This is a genomic window from Massilia rubra (assembly GCF_011682065.1).
Lineage (GTDB): Bacteria > Pseudomonadota > Gammaproteobacteria > Burkholderiales > Burkholderiaceae_D > Telluria_A > Telluria_A rubra.
On record NZ_VUYU01000003.1, the window covers coordinates 323786 to 344886 of the forward strand.

Sequence of the window (21101 nt, forward strand, 5' to 3'; positions counted from 1 at the left end):
TGCCCCGTTCAAGGCGCGCCGATAAGCTGGGTGCTCGCTCATCACTCGTTTACCGCCATGGCCGCCGTCCTCGATACCCGTTTCGACATCGTCCTCTTCGACGCCCCGCTGGGCGCGGCCATCAACGGGCTCGACCTGTCGATCCCGCTCAGCCGGGACGACTTCGCCCTGATCCACCGCGCCCACCTCGAGCACCATGTGCTGGTGTTTCGCGACCAACACATCACGCCGGCGCAGCAGGTGGCCTTCAGCCGACGCTTCGGCCCGCTGCAAATCCATGTGCTGCGCCAGTTCCAGCTGCCGGCCGCGCCGGAAGTGCTGCGCATTTCCAACATCAAGGAAAACGGCCAGCCGCTCGGCCTGGGCGACGCCGGCCATTTCTGGCATTCGGACCTGTCGTACAAACCCATTCCCAGCCTGGGCTCGATGCTGCACGCGCAGGAGTTGCCACAAGACGGGGGCGATACCCTGTTCGCCAACCAGCACCTGGCCTGGGACAAGCTGCCCGGCTACCTGCGGCGCGCCATCGACGGGCGCAGCGCCGAACACAGCTACCTGGCCAAGTATGCCGAACTGCAAAAACGCAGCCCGTGGCGTCCCAACCTGACCCGCGCCCAGATCGACGAAGTCAAACCGGTCGTGCATCCGATCGTGCGCACCCATCCGGAAACCGGACGGCGCGCGCTGTTCGTCAGCGAGCATTTCACCACCCGCGTGATCGGCCTGCCGGACAGCGACAGCCGCGCCCTGCTCGATGAACTGTTCGCCTTCAGCACCCGGCCCGAATTCGTTTACCGCCACCAGTGGCAGGCGCGCGACATGGTGTTCTGGGATAACCGCTCGGTCATGCACCAGGCCGCCGGTTGCCCGGAAGACCAGCGCCGCTTGCTGTACCGCACCACCATCGAAGGCAGTGTGCCGTTCTGAACGGCGCCAACCAGGGAAACCACCATGACACTGTTGAACAAGGCCGCCATCGCCCTCGCTTGCGCCGGCGCGCTGGTATCGACCCCGGCGCAGGCCGAGGGGCGCATCCGCATCGCCGAGCAGTTCGGCATCGTGTACCTGCTGCTGAACGTGGCGCAGGACCAGAAACTAATCGAAAAGCATGGCCGCAAGCAGGGCGTGGAGATCGATGTGGACTGGGTCAAGCTGTCGGGCGGAGCCGCCATCAACGATGCGCTTCTGTCGGGCTCGATCGACATCGCCAGCGCCGGCATCGGCCCCCTGCTGACCGTGTGGGACCGTACCTCCGGCAAGCAGAACGTCAAGGGCGTGGCGTCGCTCGGCAACTTTCCGTATTACCTGATCAGCACCAATCCGAACGTCAAGACCATCGCCGACTTGAGCGACAAGGACCGCATCGCGCTGCCGGCGGTGACGGTGTCGGTGCAGGCGCGGATTTTGCAGATGGCGGCGGCGAAACAGTGGGGTACAGCCGAGTTCAAGAAGCTCGACCGCCTGACGCAAGCGCTGCCGCATCCGGACGCGGCCGCCGCAATCATTGCCGGCCAGACCGAGATCAACGCCCATTTCGCCACGCCGCCCTACCAGGAGCAGGAACTGGCGGCCAATCCCAAGGCGCACATCGTGCTCGATTCCTATGAAGTGCAGGGCGGCCCCGGTTCCTCGACGGTCTTGTACGCCACCGAAAAATATCTGAAGGATAATCCGAAGACCTACCGCGCTTTTGTCGATGCGCTGGCCGAGGCCGCGCAATTCATCGGGGCCAGCCCGGAAGCGGCGGCCGATGCCTATCTGCGCGTGAACAAAAGCAACATCGAGCGCGCCCTGCTGCTGAAAGTCATCAAGAACCCGAAAGTGCAGTTCCAGGTGGCGCCGCAAAACACGTTCGGCCTCGCGCAATTCCTGTTCCAGGCTGGCGCGCTGAAAAGGCAGCCGGCCAGCTGGCGCGATTACTTTTTCCAGAGCCCGGCCGTGGCCTCGGGGAGCTGAGATGGACGCGCACCGCTTCTCCCCGGCGCCCGGCGACGCGCTGCTGCGCGCCGAGGGCGTCACGCTCGAGTACCGCAGCGGCGCGGCCACCGTGCGCGCGACCGAGAATGTGAGCTTCGAGGTGCACCGGGGCGACCGCCTGGTGCTGCTGGGGCCGTCCGGCTGCGGCAAGTCGACTTTGCTCAAGGCCATTGCCGGCTTCATCACGCCGCGCGCCGGCAGCCTGACCCTGGACGGCCGGCCGATCGTGCGCCCCGGGCCGGACCGGATCGTGGTGTTCCAGGAATTCGACCAGTTGCCGCCGTGGAAGACGGTCAAGGGCAATGTCATGTTCCCCTTGCTGGCGGGCGGCATGGCCAAAGCCGAGGCGCAGGCGCGCGCGCTGCACTGGATTGGCAAGGTCGGCCTGTCGCCGTTCGCCGATGCCTTTCCGCACACCTTATCGGGCGGCATGAAGGCGCGCGTGGCGATTGCGCGGGCGCTGGCGATGCAGCCGGCCATCCTGCTGATGGACGAGCCGTTCGCCGCGCTCGACGCGCTCACGCGCCGCAGCATGCAGGAGGAACTGCACACCTTGTGGGAAGAAATCCGCTTCACGATGCTGTTCGTCACCCATTCGATCGAGGAAGCATTGGTGGTGGGCAACCGCATCGTGCTGCTGTCGCCCCATCCGGGCCGCGTGCGCGCCGAACTGAACAGTCATCAGTTCGACTTGGGCAGCGCCGGCGGCGAGGCGTTCCAGGCGGCCGCCCAGCGCATTCACCGCCTGCTGTTCGGCGAAGATACCTTGGCGGCGCCCGCGCACGCAGCGTCGTCCACACACTTGTACACAGGCTTACCCACACCCTTATCCATGCAGTTATCCCCCCGCTTGCCCACAGCCTTGCCCACAGAGTTATCCACCCGGTTATCCACCGGGCTACACGCATGAGCGCGCGGCCGCTGCCGCCGATCCGGCCGGAATACGTGGCGCCCCTGAGCGCGCCCGCCGCGCTGGTTCCGGCCGCTGCGCCGGCGCTGGCGCGGCGCGCGCTCGGGCATGCCTGGCTGCGCAAGTCGCTCCTGCTGCTGGTCCTGGCGGCGCTATGGGAAGCGCTGGCGCGCTGGCAGGATAACGACTTGCTGCTGCCGGGCGCGCTGCAGACGGCGCGTGCGTTTGCGGCCGGCATGGTGTCGGGCGAATTGCCCGGCTACGTGGCGGCCTCGCTGGCGGTGCTGGTGCAGGGCTATGCGCTGGGCGTGGCCGGAGCGCTGCTGTTGACCTCGCTGGCGATCGGCACCCGCTTCGGGCGCGACCTGCTGGAAACCTTGACCGCGATGTTCAATCCGCTGCCGGCGATTGCCTTGTTGCCGCTGGCGCTGCTGTGGTTCGGGCTGGGCCGCGCCAGCCTGGTGTTCGTGCTGGTCCATTCGGTGATGTGGCCGCTGGCGCTCAATGCGTATGCGGGTTTTGGCAGCGTGCCGGAAACCCTGCGCATGGCCGGGCGCAATTACGGCCTGAACGGGACGCGGCTGGTGTTTCAGGTAATGATTCCGGCGGCCTTGCCGGCCATTTTGTCGGGACTGAAAATCGGCTGGGCATTTGCCTGGCGCACCCTGATCGCGGCCGAACTGGTGTTTGGAACCACCTCGGGCAAGGGCGGGCTGGGCTGGTATATCTTCCAGAGCCGCAATGAGCTATTCACCGACAAGGTATTTGCCGGGCTGGCGGCGGTGATCGTGATCGGCTTGCTGGTCGAGGGGCTGGTGTTCCAGACCCTGGAACGCCTGACGGTGCGGCGCTGGGGCATGCAGCGCCAGGCGCTGGGGACGGCCGCATAGCTTGCGATGCGGCCGCCGAAGACGGACAAGTCAGTCCAGGCCGGACAAGTCGCTCTTCGCGTTCTTGTCGACGTAGTAATAGGGCGTATCGCCTTTGTTGATAATGCCCACGCCGCCAACTCCCACCAGAAATTCCTTGCCCTGTTCGGTCGCTTTGAAGTAGCAGGCACCAAAAGAATAGCCGTGAAATTCAGAGTCGAGTATCGGCCTGACGTTTTTCCAATACGTGCGGAATTGCTCCGGAGTCATGGTAAACGCGGCACAGTAAGCGACCTCCTCCTCCAGATCCTTGATCTCACTGGACGTTACTTTGACAATATTCTTGGCCTCAACCGACACTGGCCAATACCACCACAGCCGCAACATGCCGAAAGCGACGACCAACAAGGCGACAATCACAGCAGCGATTTTGAGGATTCTTTTCAGCGCACCCGAGGAATTAGTAGGCAATCATGCCACCTTCGGTCGGATACTTGCGTGGATCCATATGGCCATGCGCGAAGATGCGCTTGCGGTCGAGTTTCAATGTCATGAGCAACTCGCTCACCAGCCAGCGCGAGGAGGCGTTTTGCGCATTCGACGGACTGACATACGCGCCATTTTTCGGGGCGCCGACCACTTCGATGCCGATCGAGTCGTCATTCGTGGGATAGCGCAACCCGGCCGGTTTCTTCCGCTCCCATGCGTCAATCTGTTTGAATCGTTCGTCTTTATCGCTGGCGTACGCCTTCTCTATCCCGGCCAGGACTTCCTCGTCCCTCTGCGTACACATGTGCACCTGCTTGCAATAGGCTTTGATCCGCCCCACGTGGTAGCAAACCTGGGTGATCCTGGCGGTCTGGAAAATCTGGCCTGCCGGATCAATCAGGAAGTGTGCGCCATTTCCCGCCGGCTTGAACGTATAGCCGGCCATGGTCGTGATGATCGAGTCACTGCTGGTCTGGTGCAGGATGATACCGCTGACGTCGCTCATCGGCCCGTGCTCCAGCCTGGGATATATAGCAACATCAATACGGGCGTTTGAGATGATGCCGTTATTTACGATCAACATGATATTTCTTCCCAGGAAAGAACGCCAGTTTTAAGAAAAATAATATTAAAACTATATCATGAATTTTTTTGGCAACGATGAACCAGGATATCCATCCGGCCAATGCCGGTCGGTGCGGCGCGCGGGATGGGATCAATCGATGCCGTTCAGGCCGGATTTCGCGTCTTTGTCGACGTAGTAATAGGTGGTATCGCCGTTGGTCACGCTGCCGAGTCCGCCGCTCCCGAGCACGTATTCCTTGCCGTTTTCCATTGTTTTGAATTGGCAGGGGCTGTAAGTGTACTCATGCACTTCGATGTCGAAGATCGGCCTGGCGTTTTTCCAGTAGGTGCGGAATTGTTCGGCAGTCATGCTGGCCGATTTGCAATTCCAGCCATTATCCGCACCCGCGTCGGCCGCGCTCACCCTGACGATATTGTTGCCGTCCACCCGCACCGGCGCATACCACCACAAGGCGCCAGCGCCGATCAAGGCGGCCAAGGTCAACACAATCACCGCGATTGCTTGCGCTACTTTTTTCAGAACATTCACAAAAGCGCGCACCGGGACAATCACATCACGATCTTGACCATGTGGTGAGCGTGCAGCGCGCGGTACAAGTCGTCGAGCTGCTCGCGGCTGATGGCGCGCACGGTGACGGTCAGGCCGGTGTAGTTGCCTTGCGGCGAAGGGCGCACTTCCATGCGGCCGATGTGAAAGGTGGGGTCGAATTCGAGCACCACGTCGACGATGGTCGCCGCGAAATCGTCATGCGTGGCGCCCATCACCTTGATCGGGAAGTCGCTCGGGTATTCGATGAGGGATTCAGTCGGTTCCATACACAATCCAGTTCTAAAAAATGACAACACAGCCGCGCTCCCCGTATGGGAACGCGCTTTATGACATTGTAGCCAAAAAAAGGCCAGCGCTAGGCTGGCCTTGAACTATTCCCTTGGGAGGAACAGGTGAGACTGGTAGGGCAAGCCCGCCAGGCGAGCCCGCGCATGCGCGGCTCAGCGAATCTGTTGCTGTACGTTGTCGCGGCGGTCCTGGCGTTGCTCGCGCGCGCGTTCGCGCTTGTCGGCCTCTTCGGCCTGCTTTTGCTGTTGCTGCTGCGATTGCTGGGCTTGCGATTGCTGGGCTTGCGCTTGTTGAGCCTGCTGAGCCTGCTGCGCTTGCTGAGCCTGGCGTGCCTGGGCCTGGGCCGCCTCGCGCTGCTGGGCGTCGCGTTGCTGGGCATCACGCTGCTGGCGCTCGGCCTGCTGGCGACGTTCGTTCTCGGCATCGCGCGACTGGCGTTCGGCCTGTTGGCGACGCGCATTCTCGGCATCGTGCTGCTGACGCTCGGCCTGCTGGCGGCGCGCGTTCTCGCCGTCGCGCTGCTGGCGTTCGGCTTGCTGCTGGCGATCGGCCTGCTGTTGCCGTTCCAGCTGGCGCAGGCGTTCCTGGTCGGCGTCGCGCTGCAGCCGGTCGGCGAGCTGGCGGTTGTTGGCCTCGCGCTGCTGGCGTTCGGCTTGCTGGCGATTGCTGGCGTCGCGTTGCCCTTGCAGTTGCGCTTCGGCTTCGCGCTGCTGGCGCGCGCTCTCGATCGTGCGCAGGCGCTCGCCTTCGACGCCGCGCTGGCGGTCGGCCTCGGCCTCGCGACGGCGCTCGGCCAGATCGGCTTCGCGCTGGCGTTGCTGGCCATCCGCGGCGCGGCGGTTGTCGGTTTCCAGCTCGCGCAGGCGGCGTTCGTTGGCCTGGTCGCGCTCGCGCCGTTCGATCTCGGCTTCGCGCTGGCGCCTGTCCTTCTCGGCAAGGCTGCGCTGCGGTTCATTGGTGGTGAGCACTTGCGGCGGGGTGCGCACGAAGCGTTCGTTGTCGCCTGGGCGGCCCTCGCGGCGGCTGAACGGCTGGGCGCCGTTGGACGGCGTCGTGATCACGCGGCCAATTGCGTTGCGGTCGGGCCGGCCATCGCCGTCGCGGTCGAAGCGATTGGGCCAGTTGCCCTGCGGGCGCGGTGGCGCGCCGAACGGAATGTTCTGGGTGGCCAGCGGCGTGAGCACCGGGCGCGGCGCGCGCGGCACCACGATCTGGCCGCGCCCGACGAACTGGTTCAGGCCGACCACGGTCAGGCCGTCGTGCCGGCCCGGGCGATAGTCGGGCCGCGCATGGCGGTTGTGGTGGCGCAGGTGCTCGGGCGGCAGGTGGTAGCCGGGCACGTACGATTCGCCCGGATTGAGCGGATACCAGCCCTGCGCGGGCGCGTTGCGGCGCGCGCCGTTGTCGTTGAATGCGAGGTTCCAGTTATTGCCGCCGACCCAGCCGACCAGCGCCGGCGCCCACACCGGACGGCCGATATTGCGCCCCGGCGCCCACGACCAGCGCTGCCTGACCATCACCCAGCGCCCGTAGTGCGAAGGCGCGTAGCCCCACGGGGCGTTGTCGACCCAGGTCCAGCCCCACGGCGCCAGATAGGTCCAGCGGCCGTCGCGGTAAGGCACCCAGCCGGCGGCCACGGTACGCGGGGTCCACAGGGGACCGTAATCGCTGTCGTCGCGCCAGACGCCGTGCTGGTCGAGTTCTTCGTAGCCGGTCATCTCGGTGGTGACGTAGCGGTCGGAGGTGGTGCGCTCGTCGCGCGCGTCGCGCTGCAGCGACCAGTCGTCGAAACTGTCGCGTACCGCGAGCGCCGTGCGCACGTCGTCCTCGTGCACATCGACGCGCTTGCCGGCCCGCACCGACAAGCTCGAACCGCCGCCGTCGACCTGCGCCGTGCCCTCGAACACCGAGATGTTGGTAGTGTCGCGCACGCGTTCGGCGTCGATGCGCAGGCGGCCCACGTCGCGCATGCGCACCAGGCCCTGCGGGGTGGACAGTTCGAGTCCGCGCAGCACCTCGGCGTTGCGCACCCGCAAACTCAGGCTGCCGTAATGCAGGTGCAGGCGCAATTTGTCGTCGTCGAGTTCGATGACGTCGAGGGACGAATCGCCATCGAGCCGCACCGAGGTCGAGCCGATCCGGATTTCGGTGCGGCCGTTGCGTTGCGTGACGATCTGGTTGCTGGTCGTCACCGGCCAGTTGACCAGCGCCGCCGTGGCTTCCTCGCCGACCTCGGAGCTGATGTTCACCGGTCCCTGGGTCAGGGCGATGCGGCCCACGCGCGCGGGCGTATCGGCCAGCGCCAGCGTCGACAAGGCGGAGAACGCCAACAACATCACGGTTTTACGGAAAGGAATAGTCATACAGGCTCCAGGGCGTACAAGGGACGTCGTCCACGTGTAACGCGCAAGCGCGCCAGCGGAAGACAGGGGTTACAAACAGTTGCACATTCTGCGCTCGTGTTACTTTCGGAGCAACTCAGGCTGGGTTGCCGCCGCGCTTGACAAAGAAAAGCGCGCCGCCGATGCACGCCAGCACGGCGCCGAAGAACCGGTTCTGCTTGCGCAGCGCGCCGGCGTCGCGGAAATACTGCTGCATGGACGAAGCCAGCAAGGCGTAGCCATGCATGACGATGGTATCGATGGTCACCATGGTGGCGCCCAGGATCGCCAGCTGCGGCAGCAATGGCAGGGAATTGGAAATGAAGGTCGGCAGCACCGCGACCATGAAAATGATCCCTTTCGGGTTGGTCGCGTTGGTCAGGAAACCGGTCAGGACGCGCTTTTGCCAGCTTGGGTGGGCCAGCACGGGGGCGTCGGCGCGCACGGCGCTCACCGGGGCGCGCCACTGCTGCACGCCGAGGTAAATCAGGTACAGGGCGCCGAGCGTCTTGACGATATTGAATGCCAGTTCCGAGGCCAGCAGCAGCGAGCCGACCCCGGCGCCGGCGATGGCGAACACCAGCAGCAGCCCGCATTGCAGGCCGGCCACGGTGGCGCTGGCTTTCCGGAAGCCGTAGGCCAGGCCGTGCGACATCGACAGCACCGCGCCGGAACCGGGCGAAATGGCGATCAGCGAGCCGGCGATGACGAAGGCGATCCAGTTGGCAAGCGGCATGGGGAAGTCAGGGAAGAGGGTAATCGGGATGGAGACAGGGCTCGGTGCTGCAAGATTCAAGGTACGACAGTGACGCGGGGCGCCAGGGCGAGGCGCCAAGGCGGGGCCAAAAAACACGCGGCAACTGAAGCGGCGAAGCCGGTCTGGACCGACGTCGCCGCTTCAGGCCGCGCGCAAAGCCTTACTGCTTCGCTTACTTCTTCTTCGGGTTGACCGCAGCCTTCAGGGTCGCGCCAGCCGAAAATTTTGGCGACTTCGACGCAGCGATCTTGATCGCTTCGCCAGTCGATGGATTGCGGCCCTTGCGCGCAGCGCGCTTGGCAACGGAGAACGTACCGAAACCGGTGATCCCAACCGTGTCGCCTTTTTTCAGGCGCTCGGTGATGATCTCGATGATCGTGTTTACCGCGCTGTTGGCAGCTGCGCCGGACATTTCTGTACGCTTCGCAAATTCCGCAATCAGTTCGCCTTTTTTCATAAAAATCCTCCCGTGTTAAAAGAGCGGGAAGATTAGCATAATTATTGCCTAGTGTAATAAATTCTAAAGTGTACGCACAAAAGTAACCCCCGCTGTGACTGGATCACGACGATATCGGACACCTTCGTGCGCGCCCGAAAAAGGGGCGCGCGGCGCTGTTGGCGATTACTCGGCCAGGGCGGTCTCGGGGCGCGCCTGCGGCAGGCGCATGCGCAGGGCCGCGTTGATCAGGGTCTGGTAGCCCTTGCCGCTCTGCTCGGAGAGCGAACGGAACTGCTGCAACACCTCGTCGTCGAGGTAAATGGTGATGCGCGTCTTGCGCTTGACCGGGCGCCCGGCGGCAGGGGATGCGGTGGAAAAATCGTACTCGGATTTCATGGTGGCCTCGCTTTACATCAACTGGTTGGCTTGCGTCGCTTGGTATCGATCAGGACAGGCCCGGGCTGGCGTGTTAATGACCGGGCTTGGCACTGATGTCACTATACGTACATGCCATCACGGCAAGGCCCGGAAAGCGACGAATTGCAGATTTTGGGGGGTGAAACGCAAAATGCCGGGCTGGACGGACTCGGGTTAAGATGCATCTTTTCGACCCTATTGGAGCAGGACAGATGGCTGCAAGCAGTTTACTGGCATTAATCGACGACATCGCGACCATCCTCGACGATGTCGCCGTGATGAGCAAAGTGGCGGCCAAGAAGACCGCCGGCGTGCTCGGCGACGACCTGGCGCTCAACGCCCAGCAGGTAACGGGCGTGAAAGCGGACCGCGAACTGCCGGTGGTGTGGGCGGTGGCCAAGGGCTCGTTCATGAACAAGGCGATCCTGGTGCCGGCCGCGCTGGCCATCAGCGCCTTTTTGCCGCAGGCGATCACGCCGCTGCTGATGATTGGCGGCGCTTACCTGTGCTTCGAGGGCTTCGAGAAGATCGCCCACAAATACCTGCACAGCGCGGACGAAGACGCCGCCCACCACGAAGAGCTGGTCAAGGCGCTGTCGGACGAATCGGTGGACCTGGTCGCGCTCGAGAAAGAAAAGATCAAGGGCGCGGTGCGCACCGACTTCATCCTGTCGGCGGAAATCATCGTCATTTCGCTGGGCACGGTGGAAGGGGTGCCGTTCGGGCAGCAGGTGGCGGTGCTGACCACCATTGCAATCATCATGACGGTGGGCGTGTACGGGCTGGTGGGCGCGATCGTCAAGCTCGATGATGCCGGGCTGTACCTGAGCGAACGGCCCAACGGCGCCGCGCGCGCGTTCGGACGCCTGCTGCTGGCGGCGGCGCCCAAGCTGATGAAGACCCTGTCGGTGGTCGGCACGGCGGCCATGTTCATGGTCGGCGGCGGCATTCTGGAGCACGGCTTCCCGCTGCTGCATCATTTTGTGGCGGATGCCGCTGCGGCGGCGGGTGCGGTGGGCGGGATCGGGCCGGTGCTCAAGGCCATCGTGCCGACCCTGATCGACGCCGTCATCGGCGTGATCGCCGGCGCCCTGGTGCTGGGCGTGGTGATGATCGGCAAGCGCTTATTCAAAGGCAAAGACGGCGCCAAGCCCGCCTGATCTTATTCCCCCGCCGGTGCCAGGTCTGACATTCAGACACGGCCCCGGCTGTTCCCCTCGGTGTCCCCCCCTGTCCCCCCGGTGTCTGTCCCCCCGGTGTCAGGTCCGACACCGGGGGGCATCGCCGCGTTCCTTACGCGGAACTGACGAATAGATCCAAACTGTTGTTATCAGATCTGCATACTCCGTTCCGGAATTGACATTGCTTTGTCTTCGTTCCAGTATGGATCGGCAAGTTTTCCACTATTTGTATTTAAGAGTTGATAGGTTTAGTTAAAACAAAATTATAGATAACCGAGGGAGCAGGTATGCAGAAACGATTCGCACCACAGAAGCACGTATTGGCATTATCGATTGCAACGTTGTTTTCCACCGGCGCCGCCTTCGCGCAGGACGCAGCACCGAATGACACGTCGGCGACCGTGGTCGTTACCGGTACCCGCGTCGCCAACCGCACCGCCCTCGACACCGCCTCCCCGGTCGATATCATCTCGGCCGAATCGCTCAAAAATTCCGGCACCACCGAAATCAACCAGGCCCTGGCCGTGGCCCTGCCGTCGCTGAACTTCCCGCGCCCCGGCCTGGCCGACGGCACCGACACCATCCGTCCCGCCACCCTGCGCGGCATGGCGCCCGACCAGACCCTGGTGCTGGTGAACTCGAAACGCCGCCACGCCTCCTCGCTGGTGAACGTGAACGGCACCATCGGACGCGGCTCGGCCGCCGTCGACCTGAACACGATCCCGACCGCGATCGTCAAGAATATCGAAGTGCTGCGCGATGGCGCGGCCGCCCAGTACGGCTCGGATGCGATTTCCGGCGTGGTCAACCTGCGCCTGCGCAGCAACCGCGACGGCGGCGAAGCGACAATCAACTACGGCGCGCGCCTGACCGAATACGACTTCCTCACCGGCGGCGCGCCCGCCAACGCCACCTGGCAGGCCCAGAACTCGCGCAAGCGCACCGACGGCCAGACCGCCACCGTCAGCCTGTGGAAGGGCCTGGCGCTGGGCGAAACCGGCTACCTGACCATCGCCGGCGAATTCAAGGACCAGAAACACACCGAACGCAGCGGCTACGACATGCGCCAGCAGTACGCACTGGTCAACGGCGCGTTCGACCCGCGCGAAAACACCATCAACCGCTTCAACACCTGGTATGGCGAACCGGAAATGAAACAGTCGACCGTGTTCGCCAACGCCGGCGATACGCTGGGCAACGGGGTCAAGGTGTACGGCTGGGCCAGCTACCAGAAGCGCGAGGCCAGCTCGGCCGGCTTCTTCCGCTGGTCCAACGATCCGCGCAACATCCCTTCGATCTATCCGGACGGTTTCATGCCGATCATCTCGCCGGTGGTCGACGACTTCGCCGTCACCGGCGGCGCCAGCTGGTCCATGGGCGACTGGGAAATGGATAGCTCGCTCGGCTACGGCAAGAACAAGATGGGCTTCACCATCGAAAACACCCTGAACCGCTCGATCGGCCCGAGCAGCAAGACCGCGTTCGACGCCGGCGGCTTCGAATACGACCAACTGGTGTTCAACCTGACCGGGGTGCGCTCGCTGGCGCTGGCCGCTTTGTCCTCGCCGCTGAACGTGGCGGTCGGGGCCGAAGCGCGGCGCGAAGGCTACAGCCTGTTCGCCGGCGAGCCCGACTCCTACCGCTTCGGCGGCCAGATGCTGCCGAACGGCCAGCCGACCGCCCCGGGCGCGCAAGTGTTCTCGGGTTTCCGCCCGCAAAATGAATCGGACACGCACCGCACCGCGATCGGCGCCTTTGTCGACCTGGAAGCGAACATCACCCCGCAACTGCTGACCTCGATCGCGATCCGCGGCGAGCATTATTCGGACTTCGGCGACAGCCTGGCCGGCAAACTGGCGGCCCGCTACGATTTCAGCAAGGCCTTCGCGCTGCGCGCGTCGGTGCAGAACGGCTTTCGCGCGCCCTCGCCGCAGCAGCAGAACTTTACTTCGACGGCAACGAACTTCATCACCGGCGTGCCGTTCGAAATCACCACCTTCCGCCCGACCGATCCGGTCGCCGTGGCGCTCGGCGCCAAGCCGCTCGACGCCGAGAAATCGGTCAACGCCTCGCTCGGCGCGGTGCTGCGCCTGGGCGGCGCCAACGTGACCATCGACGCCTACCGCATCAAGGTGCGCGACCGCATCGTGCTGTCGGAAAACCTGACTTCCGCCGATGTGCGTAACTTTTTGACCAAGCAAGGCTTCATCGGCGTCGGCGGCGGGCGCTTCTTCATCAACGGCGTCGACACCACCACCGACGGCGTGGACGTGGTGGTCAACTGGGCGGCCAATGGCGGCGATATCGGCAAGTTCGACTTCACGGTGGCGGGCAACTTCACCAGCACCGACGTAACCAAGGTGCCGGCCACGGCGCAGCTGACCGCGCTGCCGAGCCCGACCCCGCTGTTCGACCGCCTCAATGTGCTGTCGCTGGAACAGGGCCAGCCGAAGAACAAGTTCAACGCCAGCACCAACTGGAAACTCGGCCAGATGGGCGCCACCCTGCGCGCCACCCGTTACGGCAAGGTGCTCTCGCCGAACGCCTCGCCGGCGCTGGACGTGACCCTGGCCGCGAAAACCGTGATCGACCTGGAAGGGCGCTATGCGCTCACGTCCAAGCTGAACCTGGCGCTCGGTGCGGAGAATCTGTTCGACAAGTATCCCGAGTCGGTCGGCAATGCGCTTAATCCGAGCGGCAACGCGCCGTTCCCGAACTACGCCCCGTTCGGGCGTGGCGGGCGCTACGTGTACGCGCGGGCGACCTACGCGTTCTGACGTTGCGGGCCATGCAGGACGGCCGTCGCGCGCACGCAAACCGTGTGTGCGACGGCCTGCCCGGACGGCATCGTGCTGGTCCGATGGTGACCGGCACGATATTCGTATCGAACAGCATCAATCCCATTCAGCACGCATCTCAAGCTGGTACTGAAGTCCATCCTGCGGCAGGTCCGGCCTGCCCTTCCACATGCCGAACGTGCCCTTGAGCACTTCCAGCCTCCTGGCGCGATCATCGTCGGGCTGTTGCCCGGCAGGCGCAACCATCTTTTCCTGAATTCGCATTGACTGCCGGTCAGTCGAGCAGCGATTTGTGTTTTTCATCGTCCTCTCCCGGACATGTTCCGCAGATATTGTCAGGGCTCGTCGCATGAAAATCAACCGCCTTGTCGTGCCGTGCGCACGCCAGCACGGCATTGAATGCGCCAATGACGCCATGAGCGATGAGCGCACGCGCAAAACCCGCTATCATCCCGACTCGCGCAACTCAGTCGCGCCGGTTCAGTAACGCCCCCAGCGCCAGGCCCAGCCCGAAAGCGCCGTACACCAGCGCCAGCGACGGGCGCGACAGGCGTTGTTCGAAGCCGGGCTTGAGCCGGTCGGGCGTGATCCGGTAATCGACGAAGCAGGCCAGCGCCGAGGCGGCCGCCGCCGCCGGCAAGGTGACGGCCGGATCTTGCTTGTCGAGCTGGCGTTTCAACAGGCGCTCGAACAGCACCGCCCAGAAGGTGGCGCTGGCGTGGTGGATCAGGTAGCCGCTAACGGTGTAGCGCAGCGACGGGCCGTCGCGGCGGGCCGCCTTGTCGCCCCACAGCCAGTGGCTGACGGCGTTGGTCGGGCCATAGGCGCTGTCGTCGGTGGCCTTGCCCAGCGCCGCCAGGGCGGCGCTCGAGAGCAGGCTGGCGCTGGCCCCTGAAACAAGGCCGCGTCGGGTTGCAGATTTCCAGGTATCCATGGTGTCCTCGTGGAATGTAGTGAACGTGTTGCTTGATACAGGCTCTATGGGTATGAATGGTAAGGAGGTCGGATGCGCATTTTGCTGACAGGAGCGAGCGGGTTTATCGGCAGGCATGTGCTCAACGTGTTGCTGGCCGAGGGGTACTACGTGGTGGCGGCCGTGCGCAAGCCGCCCGCCGCCAGCACGCGCGCGCGCCTGAGCTACATCGAGGCCGACTTCGCCAAGGATACCGATAAATCGACCTGGCTGGCGCGCCTGGAGGGCATCGACGTGGTGATCAACACGGTCGGGATTTTCCGCGAGCATGGCGCCCAGACCTTCGCCACCATTCACAGCGACACGCCACGCGTGCTGTTCGCCGCCTGCGTCGAGTCGGACGATGTGCGCATGGTGATCCAGCTGTCCGCGCTGGGCGCCGACCAGCAGGCCGACACCGCCTATCACCTGAGCAAGAAAGCCGCCGACGATTACCTGGCGCTGCTGCCGCTGCGCTCGGCCATCGTTCAGCCGTCTTTGGTGTACGGCAAGGATGGCGTGAGCGCGCGCGTGTTCCGCACCCTGGCCAGCATGCCCTTGTGCGCCCGTTTCGGCAGCGCGCCGCAGCTGGTGCAGCCGATCCACGTGGACGACGTGGCCTGCGCCATCGCCAGCCTGGTGCGCCGTCCGCTGCCGGTCGGCCCGGCCGGCGCCACGGCCCAGCGGATCGCCCTGGTCGGCCAGGCCGCCTTGCCGTTCACCGATTACCTGGCGGCTTTGCGCAGCGGCATGGGCCTGGGCAAGCTGCGCGTGCTGCGTTTGCCGGCCTGGTGCGGCAAAGTGCTGGCCAGGCTGGGAAAACTGGTGCCGGGCAGCCTGCTCAACCGCGATTCGCTGCGCATGCTCGACCGCGGCAGCAGCGCCGATCCGGGCATGACGGTGCGCCTGATCGGACGCCAGCCGCGCCCGGTCGCCAGCTTCATCGACGACCCCGCTTGCGAGCGCATGCAGGCCAAGCTGCACTGGCTGATGCCGGTGCTGCGCGTGGCCATCGCGGCGGTGTGGATTGCCACGGCGGCGGTGTCGGCCGGACTGTATCCGGTCGAACAGAGTCTCCGGTTGCTGGAACGAAGCGGCGTGCCGCCCGCGCTCGCGCCGTCGATGCTGTACGGCGCCTGCGCGCTCGACTTGCTGATCGGGATCGGCATCCTCACGCTCAAGCGGCGGCGCTGGCTGTGGGGCGCGCAATTGCTGCTGATCGGCTTTTACACGCTGGTGATCGCCGTCATGCTGCCGGAATTCTTGCTGCACCCTTACGGTCCGCTGAGCAAGAACCTGCCGATGCTGGCGGCCATCTGGCTGCTGTTCGAACTCGAGGAGAAGTAATGGACTACCTGATCGTCAAGTGGCTGCATATCCTGTCGTCGACGTTTTTGTTCGGCACCGGCATCGGCTCGGCCTTCTACATGCTGTTCACCAGCCTGAGCCGCGACGTGCGCGCGATCGCCGTGGTCAGCCGCCATGTAGTGCGGGCCGACTGGATTTTTACCACCACCACCATCATCGTCCAGCCGCTCACCGGGCTGTACATGATTCACCTGGCCGGTTATCCCTGGACCAGCGCCTGGATCGTCTGGTCGGTCGGCCTGTATTTCTTTGCCGGCGCCTGCTGGCTGCCGGTGGTGTGGATGCAGCTGCGCATGCGCGACATGGCCCAGCTGGCCGCGCGCGAGAACACCGAGCTGCCGGCGCTGTACTGGCGCTACCTGCGCTGGTGGGTGGTGCTGGGCATTCCGGCGTTTTTTGCGCTGGTGATCGTGTTCTGGCTGATGGTGGCCAAGCCCGCCTGAGCGCTATAACGACGCGGGACGCCCGCCAGCGGCCTTACACGCCCGGCAAGCTCACGCGGAAGCAGCAGCCGCCCGGTTCGCCCGGCAGGCAGCGCACGTCGCCGCCGTGATGGCGCGCGATCTGGCGCACCAGCGACAGGCCCAGGCCGACGCCGCCGGCCGACTCGCTCGCGCCCGGCACCCGATAAAACGGCTCGAAGATGCGCTCGCGCTGGGCCTCGGGCACGCCGGGGCCGCTGTCGCAAATATCGAGCACGAGCGACGCGCGCTCCTGGCGCAGGCTGGCGTGCACCTGCGTGCCGGCGCCATAGCGGGCCGCGTTTTCCAGCAGGTTGCGTACCAGCCGCCGCAGCAGCCTGGCGTCGCCCGGCACGCTGAGCGCCTGCGCGTCGAAGGTGGCGTCGACGCGCGTGCATTCCTCGGCCACGATGGCGGCCAGGTCCACCTGCTCGTCGCTGCGGGCCCGCTCGGCGCTGGCGTCGAGCCGGCTGGCCAGCAGGACTTCGTCGATCAGCTGGTCGAGTTCGCCGATGTTGCGATTGAGCTCGTCGCGGATCGCCGGCGCCGCCTGTTCCTGCATCAGTTCGACCGCCATGCGGATGCGCGCCAGCGGCGAGCGCAGTTCGTGCGAGGCGTTGGCCAGCAGGCTTTTTTGCGAGCCGACCAGCGCTTCGATGCGCGCCGCCGCCTGGTTGAAGCTTTTGGCCAGGCGCGCCACTTCATCCTTGCCTTCGACCGCCACGCGGGTGCCGAGCTGGCCGCCGCCCCAGGTTTCCACGCTCGCCTGCAAGCGCTCCAGGCGGCGCGTGAGGCGCCGCACCACCGGGTAGGCGGCGGCCGCGACCATCAGCGCGATCAGCAGCAGGATCGCCAGCAGGCCGAGCGAGGCGCTCTTGCCGTAGGCGCGCTGGCCGACCAGCCAGCGGCCGTCCGGCAACTGCAGGGTGAACACGGCCATCGGTCCCAGCAGCCTGCTGTTGCGCTGCGCTTGCGGCAGCGGTGGCAAGGGCTCGCCGGCGGCCGCGATCGGCACGCCCGCCGCCGTGTGCAGCGCCAGGTCGGTTTGCAGGCGCTTGCTCCAGCGGGTCAGCACGGCCTGTTGATCGGCGCGCGACGCGTCCGCTGGCGGAATGATGCTGGCCGCCAGCTCGCCGAAGGCTTCGTTGCCCGAGTTCATGTGCTCCGGATCGTAGGCCCAGTGCACCAGTCCGAACAGGCAGACCGCCAATCCCAGGCTGACCAGCAGCGCCAGGTAGATGCGCAGGTACAGGTGGTGCGCCACCGAAAAGCGCCGCTTGCGTCCGCGGTCCCCGCGTTCCCACGGCGGCGCGCAGTCGCGTTCTTCCCTGTGCTTCCAGGCGCGCCCATGCCAGCCGTGTGCGCCGCGCTTGCGCTCCTCCCCGCGTTCACGCTTATGCATCCTGCACCTTGGCGAACACGTAACCGGCGCCGCGCACGGTGATGATGCGCTTGGGCTGCTTGGGATCGTCCTCGATGGCCTGGCGCAGGCGCCCGATATGCACGTCGATCGAGCGGTCGAACGGTTCCAGCGACTCGCCCTTGACGGCGTCGATCAGGTGTTCGCGCGAGAGCACGCGCCCGGCGCTGCCCGACAGCGCCAGCAGCAGGTCGAACTGGTACGACGTGAGGGTGCGCGCCTGGCCGTCAATGCTGACCCGGCGCGCGCCGCTGTCGATCAGCAGGCGGCCGAACTGGCGCAGGTCGGTGTCGGGCGCGGCCAGTTGCGGCCGGCGCAGCACGGCGCGCAGGCGCGCCAGCAGTTCGCGCGGCTCGAACGGCTTGGGCAGGTAATCGTCGGCGCCCAGTTCCAGGCCCACCACGCGGTCGAACGGGTCGCCCTTGGCGGTGAGCATGACGATCGGCACCGACGCCAGCGGCGCGCCGAGGGCGCGGATGCGGCGGCACACGTCCAGGCCATCGGCGTCGGGCAGCATCAGGTCGAGCAAGACCAGCGCCGGGGCGCTCGCCTCCAACGCGGCCAGGCCGGCGGCGGCCGTGCCGGCGTGCGCCACCTCGTAGCCGTTCTGGCCGAGGTAGGTGACGACCATGCCGGCCAGGCGCTGGTCGTCTTCAATCATCAAGATACGCGGAAGCATGCTGGCGGCGACGTGTCGTCCAAAGTGTCGGAAGGCCCAAGGATACATGGCTGGGATTGGTCGCAGGCGTTCATTGCATGCGTTTTTTCATGTGCGCGGCGAAGCGCACGCGCTGCTCGGGCGTGAGCACCTCGGCCGCGTCTTCCACCGCCGCCAGGATGCGCTTGCTGATCTGGTCGACCCGCTCGACTTCCTGCACCCGCAACTGTTCCAGCGCGACCCGGTCGATGGCCGGCGCCATCAAGAGATCGTGGGCTTGTTCGTGGCCGGCCTTGAAGTCGCGATGCAAGGGTTGCAGGTCGGCGAAGGCGGACCTGGCGATGCTTGAGAGGCGCGCCTTTTGCTCGGCCGTGCCGTCGTTGAGCAAGTGCTCGACCATCCTGTCGATGTGCTTGCCGGCGGTGGCGGGGTCCATCGTGGCCAGGTGGGCGCGATGGCCGTACATGCCGCGTCCTTCGTTGGCAAAGCTGGCGCCGGCCAGGCTCAGGGCGCCGGCGGCCAGGCCGAGGGCGGCGCCGACCAGCCAGCGACGGCCGCGCCGCTGCGGTCCATGGCCATGGCCGTGGCCGTGATTGCCTTCATGATCGTGATCGTGGTGGTGGTGGTGCCCGTGTTTGTTCGGATGCATGGTTTTGCCTTTCGTGAGGCGGCGCCGGACTGGCTCCGCATGCTTGTACTGTAGGCGGCGCGGCTGTCCGCTTCATGTGTGGGCGGTAAAGTTTTGTAAAGCGGGTGCTTGCGTGCCTTCGATATTCCCAATAGGATGGAAATATCGACGACGGAGGTTTGAGCATGGAAAACAAGAACGCACTGGCGGCCCTGGCCGCGCTGGCCCAGGAGTCGCGCCTGGCGGTGTTCCGCCTGTTGATCGAGGCCGGCCCGGGCGGCATGTCGCCGGGCCAGATCAGCGAGAAGCTGGGAATGCCGCCGTCGTCGCTCTCGTTTCACCTGAAGGAACTGACCCACGCGGAACTGATCGCGCCAACCCAGAACGGGCGTTACCTGATCTATGCGGCGCACATGGCCACCATGCAAGCCTTGATCGGATTTTTGACCGAGAATTGCTGCGGCGGCAACCCATGCGGACCGGATGCCGTTCCGCCACCCGCGCCAACGCGACTGTAGTAACAACTGCTTACATATTGACTATCAGTTAAAAAATCTGAGGGTGAGATGGCGAACAGTGTTGCCTGATATATAGGCATACTCTGGCTGCAGGATTGTTGATACGGCCAGCACATGACCTACCGGGGCAAGAAAGATCGCAAGGCGTATGGCATGTCGCGCATGGTCAAGGCCATCGATCGCGCCATCGACGCCGCCTCGGATGAAGAGAAAGCGCGCGCGGCACGCTGGGCCTCGGCGTGGGGGGCGATCAGCGGGATTCACACGCGCGGGATCCGGCTGCGCCGCACCGATCTGTTCAAGCAGCTGCCGCGCAGGAAGACCGCCTCGACCGTGTGAGGGGCGCCGTGAACGATCACGCCGCCGCCGCTCACTCCTTTGCGAACGCCGCCATCACAATCCGCGTCGCCTGCGCCAGGATATCGCTGTTGGCCTTGGCCTGGGCATCGGCCTGCGTGTAGTACAGCGCCAGCACCACCGGGGCGCCCTTGGGCGGGAACACGATCCCGATGTCGTTGCTGGACCCGTAGGCCCCGGTCCCGGTCTTGTCCGCCACGGCCCAGCTGGCCGGCACCGCCGCGCGGATGCGGGCGGCGCCGGTGGTGTTGCCGCGCATCCAATTTTGCAGCTGGTCGCGCTGCGCTGCGGGCAAACCATCGTCCAGCGCCACGCGGCGCAGCAGCGCCGCCATCGCCGCCGGGGTGGTGGTGTCGCGCGGATCGCCCGGAATCGCCGTATTGAGCTCGGTTTCCCAGCGGTCCAGCCGGAACACCGTGTCGCCCATGCTGCGGGCAAAGCCGGTCACGCCGCCCGGGCCGCCAATCTTGGCCATCAGCAGGTTGGCGGCGGCGTTGTCGCTGTACTGGATGGTGGCGGCGCACAGCTCGCCCACGGTCATGCCATCGTCCAGGTGCTTCTCGGTGATCGGTGAATACGTCACCAGATCGGCCTTGGTGTAGCGCACCCGCTGGTCCAGCCAGCCGGGTACATTCTTGCCATGCGCGAGGATGGCGGCCGCTGCGATCGCCTTGAACGTGCTGCACATCGGAAAGCGCTCATCGGCGCGGTGACCGAGCCGGCGCCCGTCGCCGGTGTCGATCGCGCCCACGCCCAGGCGCCCGCCGGCCGCCGCTTCCAGCGCGACCAGCTCGGCCTGCGCCTCGGCCAGGGCGGCACCGGCGCCCGGCGTGGCGACGCCCGGCGCGCTGGCGCAGGCCGCCAGCAGCGGCGCACAGGCGCCGGCGATCAGAAGGGTACGGCGGCGCGGGGAAAATGGCATGCAAGTCGTCATGATGGCTTTCTGTTCAGGGGTCGGAGAGACGGTGTTGTATAGCCGCCATTCTCCACCATGCATTGTCGCACCTCAACCATTGTCTTGCGGAAATATGGTCTTCTGTGGATACCCCAACTTCGCTTGCGCACAGTGCGCAGGGCCGCCGGGCTGTCCACAAGAAA

The 21101-nt window shown here is 65.3% G+C and carries 25 protein-coding genes; 11 read left to right on the top strand and 14 right to left on the bottom strand.

Going from position 1 to position 21101, the window contains the following annotated elements; translation table 11 throughout:
- Positions 1-57: 57 nt before the first annotated feature.
- The 4 genes from F0185_RS06555 to F0185_RS06570 are packed head-to-tail and all read left to right on the top strand — an operon-like array spanning position 58 to position 3777.
- A complete protein-coding gene (locus F0185_RS06555) occupies positions 58-927 on the top strand; it encodes a TauD/TfdA dioxygenase family protein (protein ID WP_167222873.1) in 870 nt (289 codons plus the stop codon).
- A 24-nt stretch (positions 928-951) separates the two neighbouring features.
- Positions 952-1956, top strand: coding sequence for an ABC transporter substrate-binding protein (locus F0185_RS06560; protein ID WP_167222694.1), 1005 nt, complete (start codon positions 952-954; stop codon positions 1954-1956).
- A 1-nt stretch (position 1957) separates the two neighbouring features.
- Positions 1958-2887: an ABC transporter ATP-binding protein gene (locus tag F0185_RS06565; RefSeq protein WP_167222696.1), complete on the top strand. Its 930-nt coding sequence runs from the start codon at positions 1958-1960 to the stop codon at positions 2885-2887.
- A complete protein-coding gene (locus F0185_RS06570) occupies positions 2884-3777 on the top strand; it encodes an ABC transporter permease (protein ID WP_167222698.1) in 894 nt (297 codons plus the stop codon). The genes F0185_RS06565 and F0185_RS06570 overlap by 4 nt, the downstream gene beginning before the upstream one ends.
- Before the next feature lie 30 nt (positions 3778-3807).
- On the opposite strand, the gene F0185_RS06575 is transcribed toward F0185_RS06570, so the two are convergent.
- The 8 genes from F0185_RS06575 to F0185_RS06610 form a co-directional block, all read right to left on the bottom strand.
- Entirely contained in the window at positions 3808-4227 is a 420-nt protein-coding gene (locus tag F0185_RS06575; RefSeq protein WP_167222700.1) for a hypothetical protein, read from the bottom strand.
- Positions 4217-4828, bottom strand: coding sequence for a peptidoglycan recognition protein family protein (locus F0185_RS06580; RefSeq protein ID WP_167222702.1), 612 nt, complete (start codon positions 4826-4828; stop codon positions 4217-4219). Before F0185_RS06580 ends, F0185_RS06575 begins: the two co-directional genes overlap by 11 nt.
- Before the next feature lie 132 nt (positions 4829-4960).
- Positions 4961-5323 carry a hypothetical protein gene (locus F0185_RS06585; RefSeq protein ID WP_167222704.1) on the bottom strand — a complete coding sequence of 121 codons (363 nt, stop codon included), beginning with the start codon at positions 5321-5323 and terminating at the stop codon, positions 4961-4963.
- Positions 5324-5379: 56 nt separating this feature from the next.
- A complete protein-coding gene (locus tag F0185_RS06590) occupies positions 5380-5646 on the bottom strand; it encodes a DUF493 family protein (RefSeq protein WP_166889378.1) in 267 nt (88 codons plus the stop codon).
- A 174-nt stretch (positions 5647-5820) separates the two neighbouring features.
- Positions 5821-8031: a DUF6600 domain-containing protein gene (locus F0185_RS06595; protein ID WP_167222706.1), complete on the bottom strand. Its 2211-nt coding sequence runs from the start codon at positions 8029-8031 to the stop codon at positions 5821-5823.
- 115 nt (positions 8032-8146) lie between these two features.
- A complete protein-coding gene (locus tag F0185_RS06600) occupies positions 8147-8785 on the bottom strand; it encodes a LysE family transporter (RefSeq protein ID WP_167222708.1) in 639 nt (212 codons plus the stop codon).
- 193 nt (positions 8786-8978) lie between these two features.
- Entirely contained in the window at positions 8979-9263 is a 285-nt protein-coding gene (locus tag F0185_RS06605) for an HU family DNA-binding protein (protein WP_126074928.1), read from the bottom strand.
- A gap of 165 nt (positions 9264-9428) precedes the next feature.
- Entirely contained in the window at positions 9429-9641 is a 213-nt protein-coding gene (locus F0185_RS06610) for a BrnA antitoxin family protein (protein ID WP_167222710.1), read from the bottom strand.
- Between the two features lie 233 nt (positions 9642-9874).
- On the opposite strand from F0185_RS06610, the gene F0185_RS06615 reads away from it, so the two are divergent.
- Both F0185_RS06615 and F0185_RS06620 read left to right on the top strand, forming a co-directional pair.
- Complete coding sequence (locus F0185_RS06615; RefSeq protein ID WP_167222712.1) at positions 9875-10822, top strand: DUF808 domain-containing protein; 948 nt, start codon at positions 9875-9877, stop codon at positions 10820-10822.
- 341 nt (positions 10823-11163) lie between these two features.
- Positions 11164-13620, top strand: coding sequence for a TonB-dependent receptor plug domain-containing protein (locus F0185_RS06620; RefSeq protein WP_229476784.1), 2457 nt, complete (start codon positions 11164-11166; stop codon positions 13618-13620).
- Positions 13621-13737: 117 nt separating this feature from the next.
- On the opposite strand, the gene F0185_RS06625 is transcribed toward F0185_RS06620, so the two are convergent.
- Positions 13738-13944 (bottom strand): hypothetical protein, encoded by a 207-nt coding sequence (locus tag F0185_RS06625; RefSeq protein WP_167222716.1) that lies wholly within the window; start codon positions 13942-13944, stop codon positions 13738-13740.
- 46 nt (positions 13945-13990) lie between these two features.
- Here F0185_RS06625 and F0185_RS06630 point away from each other — a divergent pair, with 46 nt between their 5' ends.
- A complete protein-coding gene (locus F0185_RS06630) occupies positions 13991-14128 on the top strand; it encodes a hypothetical protein (protein ID WP_167222718.1) in 138 nt (45 codons plus the stop codon).
- Here the strand turns inward: F0185_RS06630 and F0185_RS06635 are convergent.
- Positions 14108-14575, bottom strand: coding sequence for a hypothetical protein (locus tag F0185_RS06635; protein ID WP_167222720.1), 468 nt, complete (start codon positions 14573-14575; stop codon positions 14108-14110). The two genes, F0185_RS06630 and F0185_RS06635, sit on opposite strands and share 21 nt — an antisense overlap.
- Positions 14576-14647: 72 nt before the next feature.
- Between F0185_RS06635 and F0185_RS06640 the strand changes: the two genes are divergently transcribed.
- Positions 14648-15940: an SDR family oxidoreductase gene (locus F0185_RS06640; protein WP_167222722.1), complete on the top strand. Its 1293-nt coding sequence runs from the start codon at positions 14648-14650 to the stop codon at positions 15938-15940.
- Positions 15940-16404, top strand: coding sequence for a DUF2269 family protein (locus F0185_RS06645; protein ID WP_167222724.1), 465 nt, complete (start codon positions 15940-15942; stop codon positions 16402-16404). The genes F0185_RS06640 and F0185_RS06645 overlap by 1 nt, the downstream gene beginning before the upstream one ends.
- Before the next feature lie 34 nt (positions 16405-16438).
- Here the strand turns inward: F0185_RS06645 and F0185_RS06650 are convergent, their stop codons facing one another.
- The 3 genes from F0185_RS06650 to F0185_RS06660 all read right to left on the bottom strand — a co-directional run bounded on the left by F0185_RS06650 (position 16439) and on the right by F0185_RS06660 (position 19149).
- Positions 16439-17824, bottom strand: a complete 1386-nt coding sequence (locus F0185_RS06650) for a HAMP domain-containing sensor histidine kinase (RefSeq protein WP_167222726.1) — start codon at positions 17822-17824, stop codon at positions 16439-16441.
- On the bottom strand, positions 17817-18521 hold the full coding sequence (locus F0185_RS06655; protein ID WP_187362454.1) for a response regulator: 705 nt from the start codon (positions 18519-18521) through the stop codon (positions 17817-17819). The genes F0185_RS06650 and F0185_RS06655 overlap by 8 nt, the downstream gene beginning before the upstream one ends.
- A gap of 70 nt (positions 18522-18591) precedes the next feature.
- A complete protein-coding gene (locus tag F0185_RS06660; RefSeq protein WP_167222727.1) occupies positions 18592-19149 on the bottom strand; it encodes a Spy/CpxP family protein refolding chaperone in 558 nt (185 codons plus the stop codon).
- Positions 19150-19313: 164 nt separating this feature from the next.
- Between F0185_RS06660 and F0185_RS06665 the strand changes: the two genes are divergently transcribed.
- Both F0185_RS06665 and F0185_RS06670 read left to right on the top strand, forming a co-directional pair.
- Positions 19314-19646, top strand: a complete 333-nt coding sequence (locus tag F0185_RS06665; protein ID WP_167222729.1) for an ArsR/SmtB family transcription factor — start codon at positions 19314-19316, stop codon at positions 19644-19646.
- A gap of 114 nt (positions 19647-19760) precedes the next feature.
- Positions 19761-19985 (top strand): hypothetical protein, encoded by a 225-nt coding sequence (locus F0185_RS06670; protein WP_167222731.1) that lies wholly within the window; start codon positions 19761-19763, stop codon positions 19983-19985.
- Between the two features lie 31 nt (positions 19986-20016).
- Here F0185_RS06670 and bla read toward each other — a convergent pair whose 3' ends face one another.
- Entirely contained in the window at positions 20017-20925 is a 909-nt protein-coding gene (bla, locus tag F0185_RS06675; protein ID WP_167222733.1) for a class A beta-lactamase, read from the bottom strand.
- Between the last annotated feature and the right edge of the window lie 176 nt (positions 20926-21101).

Excerpts from the sequence above, each read along its gene's own strand:
- F0185_RS06555 (WP_167222873.1), top strand. The coding sequence starts at position 58 with ATGGCCGCCGTCCTCGATACCCGTTTCGACATCGTCCTCTTCGACGCC.
- F0185_RS06560 (WP_167222694.1), top strand. The coding sequence starts at position 952 with ATGACACTGTTGAACAAGGCCGCCATCGCCCTCGCTTGCGCCGGCGCG.
- F0185_RS06565 (WP_167222696.1), top strand. The coding sequence starts at position 1,958 with ATGGACGCGCACCGCTTCTCCCCGGCGCCCGGCGACGCGCTGCTGCGC.
- F0185_RS06570 (WP_167222698.1), top strand. The coding sequence starts at position 2,884 with ATGAGCGCGCGGCCGCTGCCGCCGATCCGGCCGGAATACGTGGCGCCC.
- F0185_RS06580 (WP_167222702.1), bottom strand. The coding sequence starts at position 4,828 with ATGTTGATCGTAAATAACGGCATCATCTCAAACGCCCGTATTGATGTT.
- F0185_RS06590 (WP_166889378.1), bottom strand. The coding sequence starts at position 5,646 with ATGGAACCGACTGAATCCCTCATCGAATACCCGAGCGACTTCCCGATC.
- F0185_RS06595 (WP_167222706.1), bottom strand. The coding sequence starts at position 8,031 with ATGACTATTCCTTTCCGTAAAACCGTGATGTTGTTGGCGTTCTCCGCC.
- F0185_RS06600 (WP_167222708.1), bottom strand. The coding sequence starts at position 8,785 with ATGCCGCTTGCCAACTGGATCGCCTTCGTCATCGCCGGCTCGCTGATC.
- F0185_RS06605 (WP_126074928.1), bottom strand. The coding sequence starts at position 9,263 with ATGAAAAAAGGCGAACTGATTGCGGAATTTGCGAAGCGTACAGAAATG.
- F0185_RS06610 (WP_167222710.1), bottom strand. The coding sequence starts at position 9,641 with ATGAAATCCGAGTACGATTTTTCCACCGCATCCCCTGCCGCCGGGCGC.
- F0185_RS06615 (WP_167222712.1), top strand. The coding sequence starts at position 9,875 with ATGGCTGCAAGCAGTTTACTGGCATTAATCGACGACATCGCGACCATC.
- F0185_RS06625 (WP_167222716.1), bottom strand. The coding sequence starts at position 13,944 with ATGAAAAACACAAATCGCTGCTCGACTGACCGGCAGTCAATGCGAATT.
- F0185_RS06630 (WP_167222718.1), top strand. The coding sequence starts at position 13,991 with ATGAAAATCAACCGCCTTGTCGTGCCGTGCGCACGCCAGCACGGCATT.
- F0185_RS06635 (WP_167222720.1), bottom strand. The coding sequence starts at position 14,575 with ATGGATACCTGGAAATCTGCAACCCGACGCGGCCTTGTTTCAGGGGCC.
- F0185_RS06640 (WP_167222722.1), top strand. The coding sequence starts at position 14,648 with ATGCGCATTTTGCTGACAGGAGCGAGCGGGTTTATCGGCAGGCATGTG.
- F0185_RS06645 (WP_167222724.1), top strand. The coding sequence starts at position 15,940 with ATGGACTACCTGATCGTCAAGTGGCTGCATATCCTGTCGTCGACGTTT.
- F0185_RS06650 (WP_167222726.1), bottom strand. The coding sequence starts at position 17,824 with ATGCATAAGCGTGAACGCGGGGAGGAGCGCAAGCGCGGCGCACACGGC.
- F0185_RS06655 (WP_187362454.1), bottom strand. The coding sequence starts at position 18,521 with ATGCTTCCGCGTATCTTGATGATTGAAGACGACCAGCGCCTGGCCGGC.
- F0185_RS06660 (WP_167222727.1), bottom strand. The coding sequence starts at position 19,149 with ATGCATCCGAACAAACACGGGCACCACCACCACCACGATCACGATCAT.
- F0185_RS06665 (WP_167222729.1), top strand. The coding sequence starts at position 19,314 with ATGGAAAACAAGAACGCACTGGCGGCCCTGGCCGCGCTGGCCCAGGAG.
- F0185_RS06670 (WP_167222731.1), top strand. The coding sequence starts at position 19,761 with ATGACCTACCGGGGCAAGAAAGATCGCAAGGCGTATGGCATGTCGCGC.
- bla (WP_167222733.1), bottom strand. The coding sequence starts at position 20,925 with ATGCCATTTTCCCCGCGCCGCCGTACCCTTCTGATCGCCGGCGCCTGT.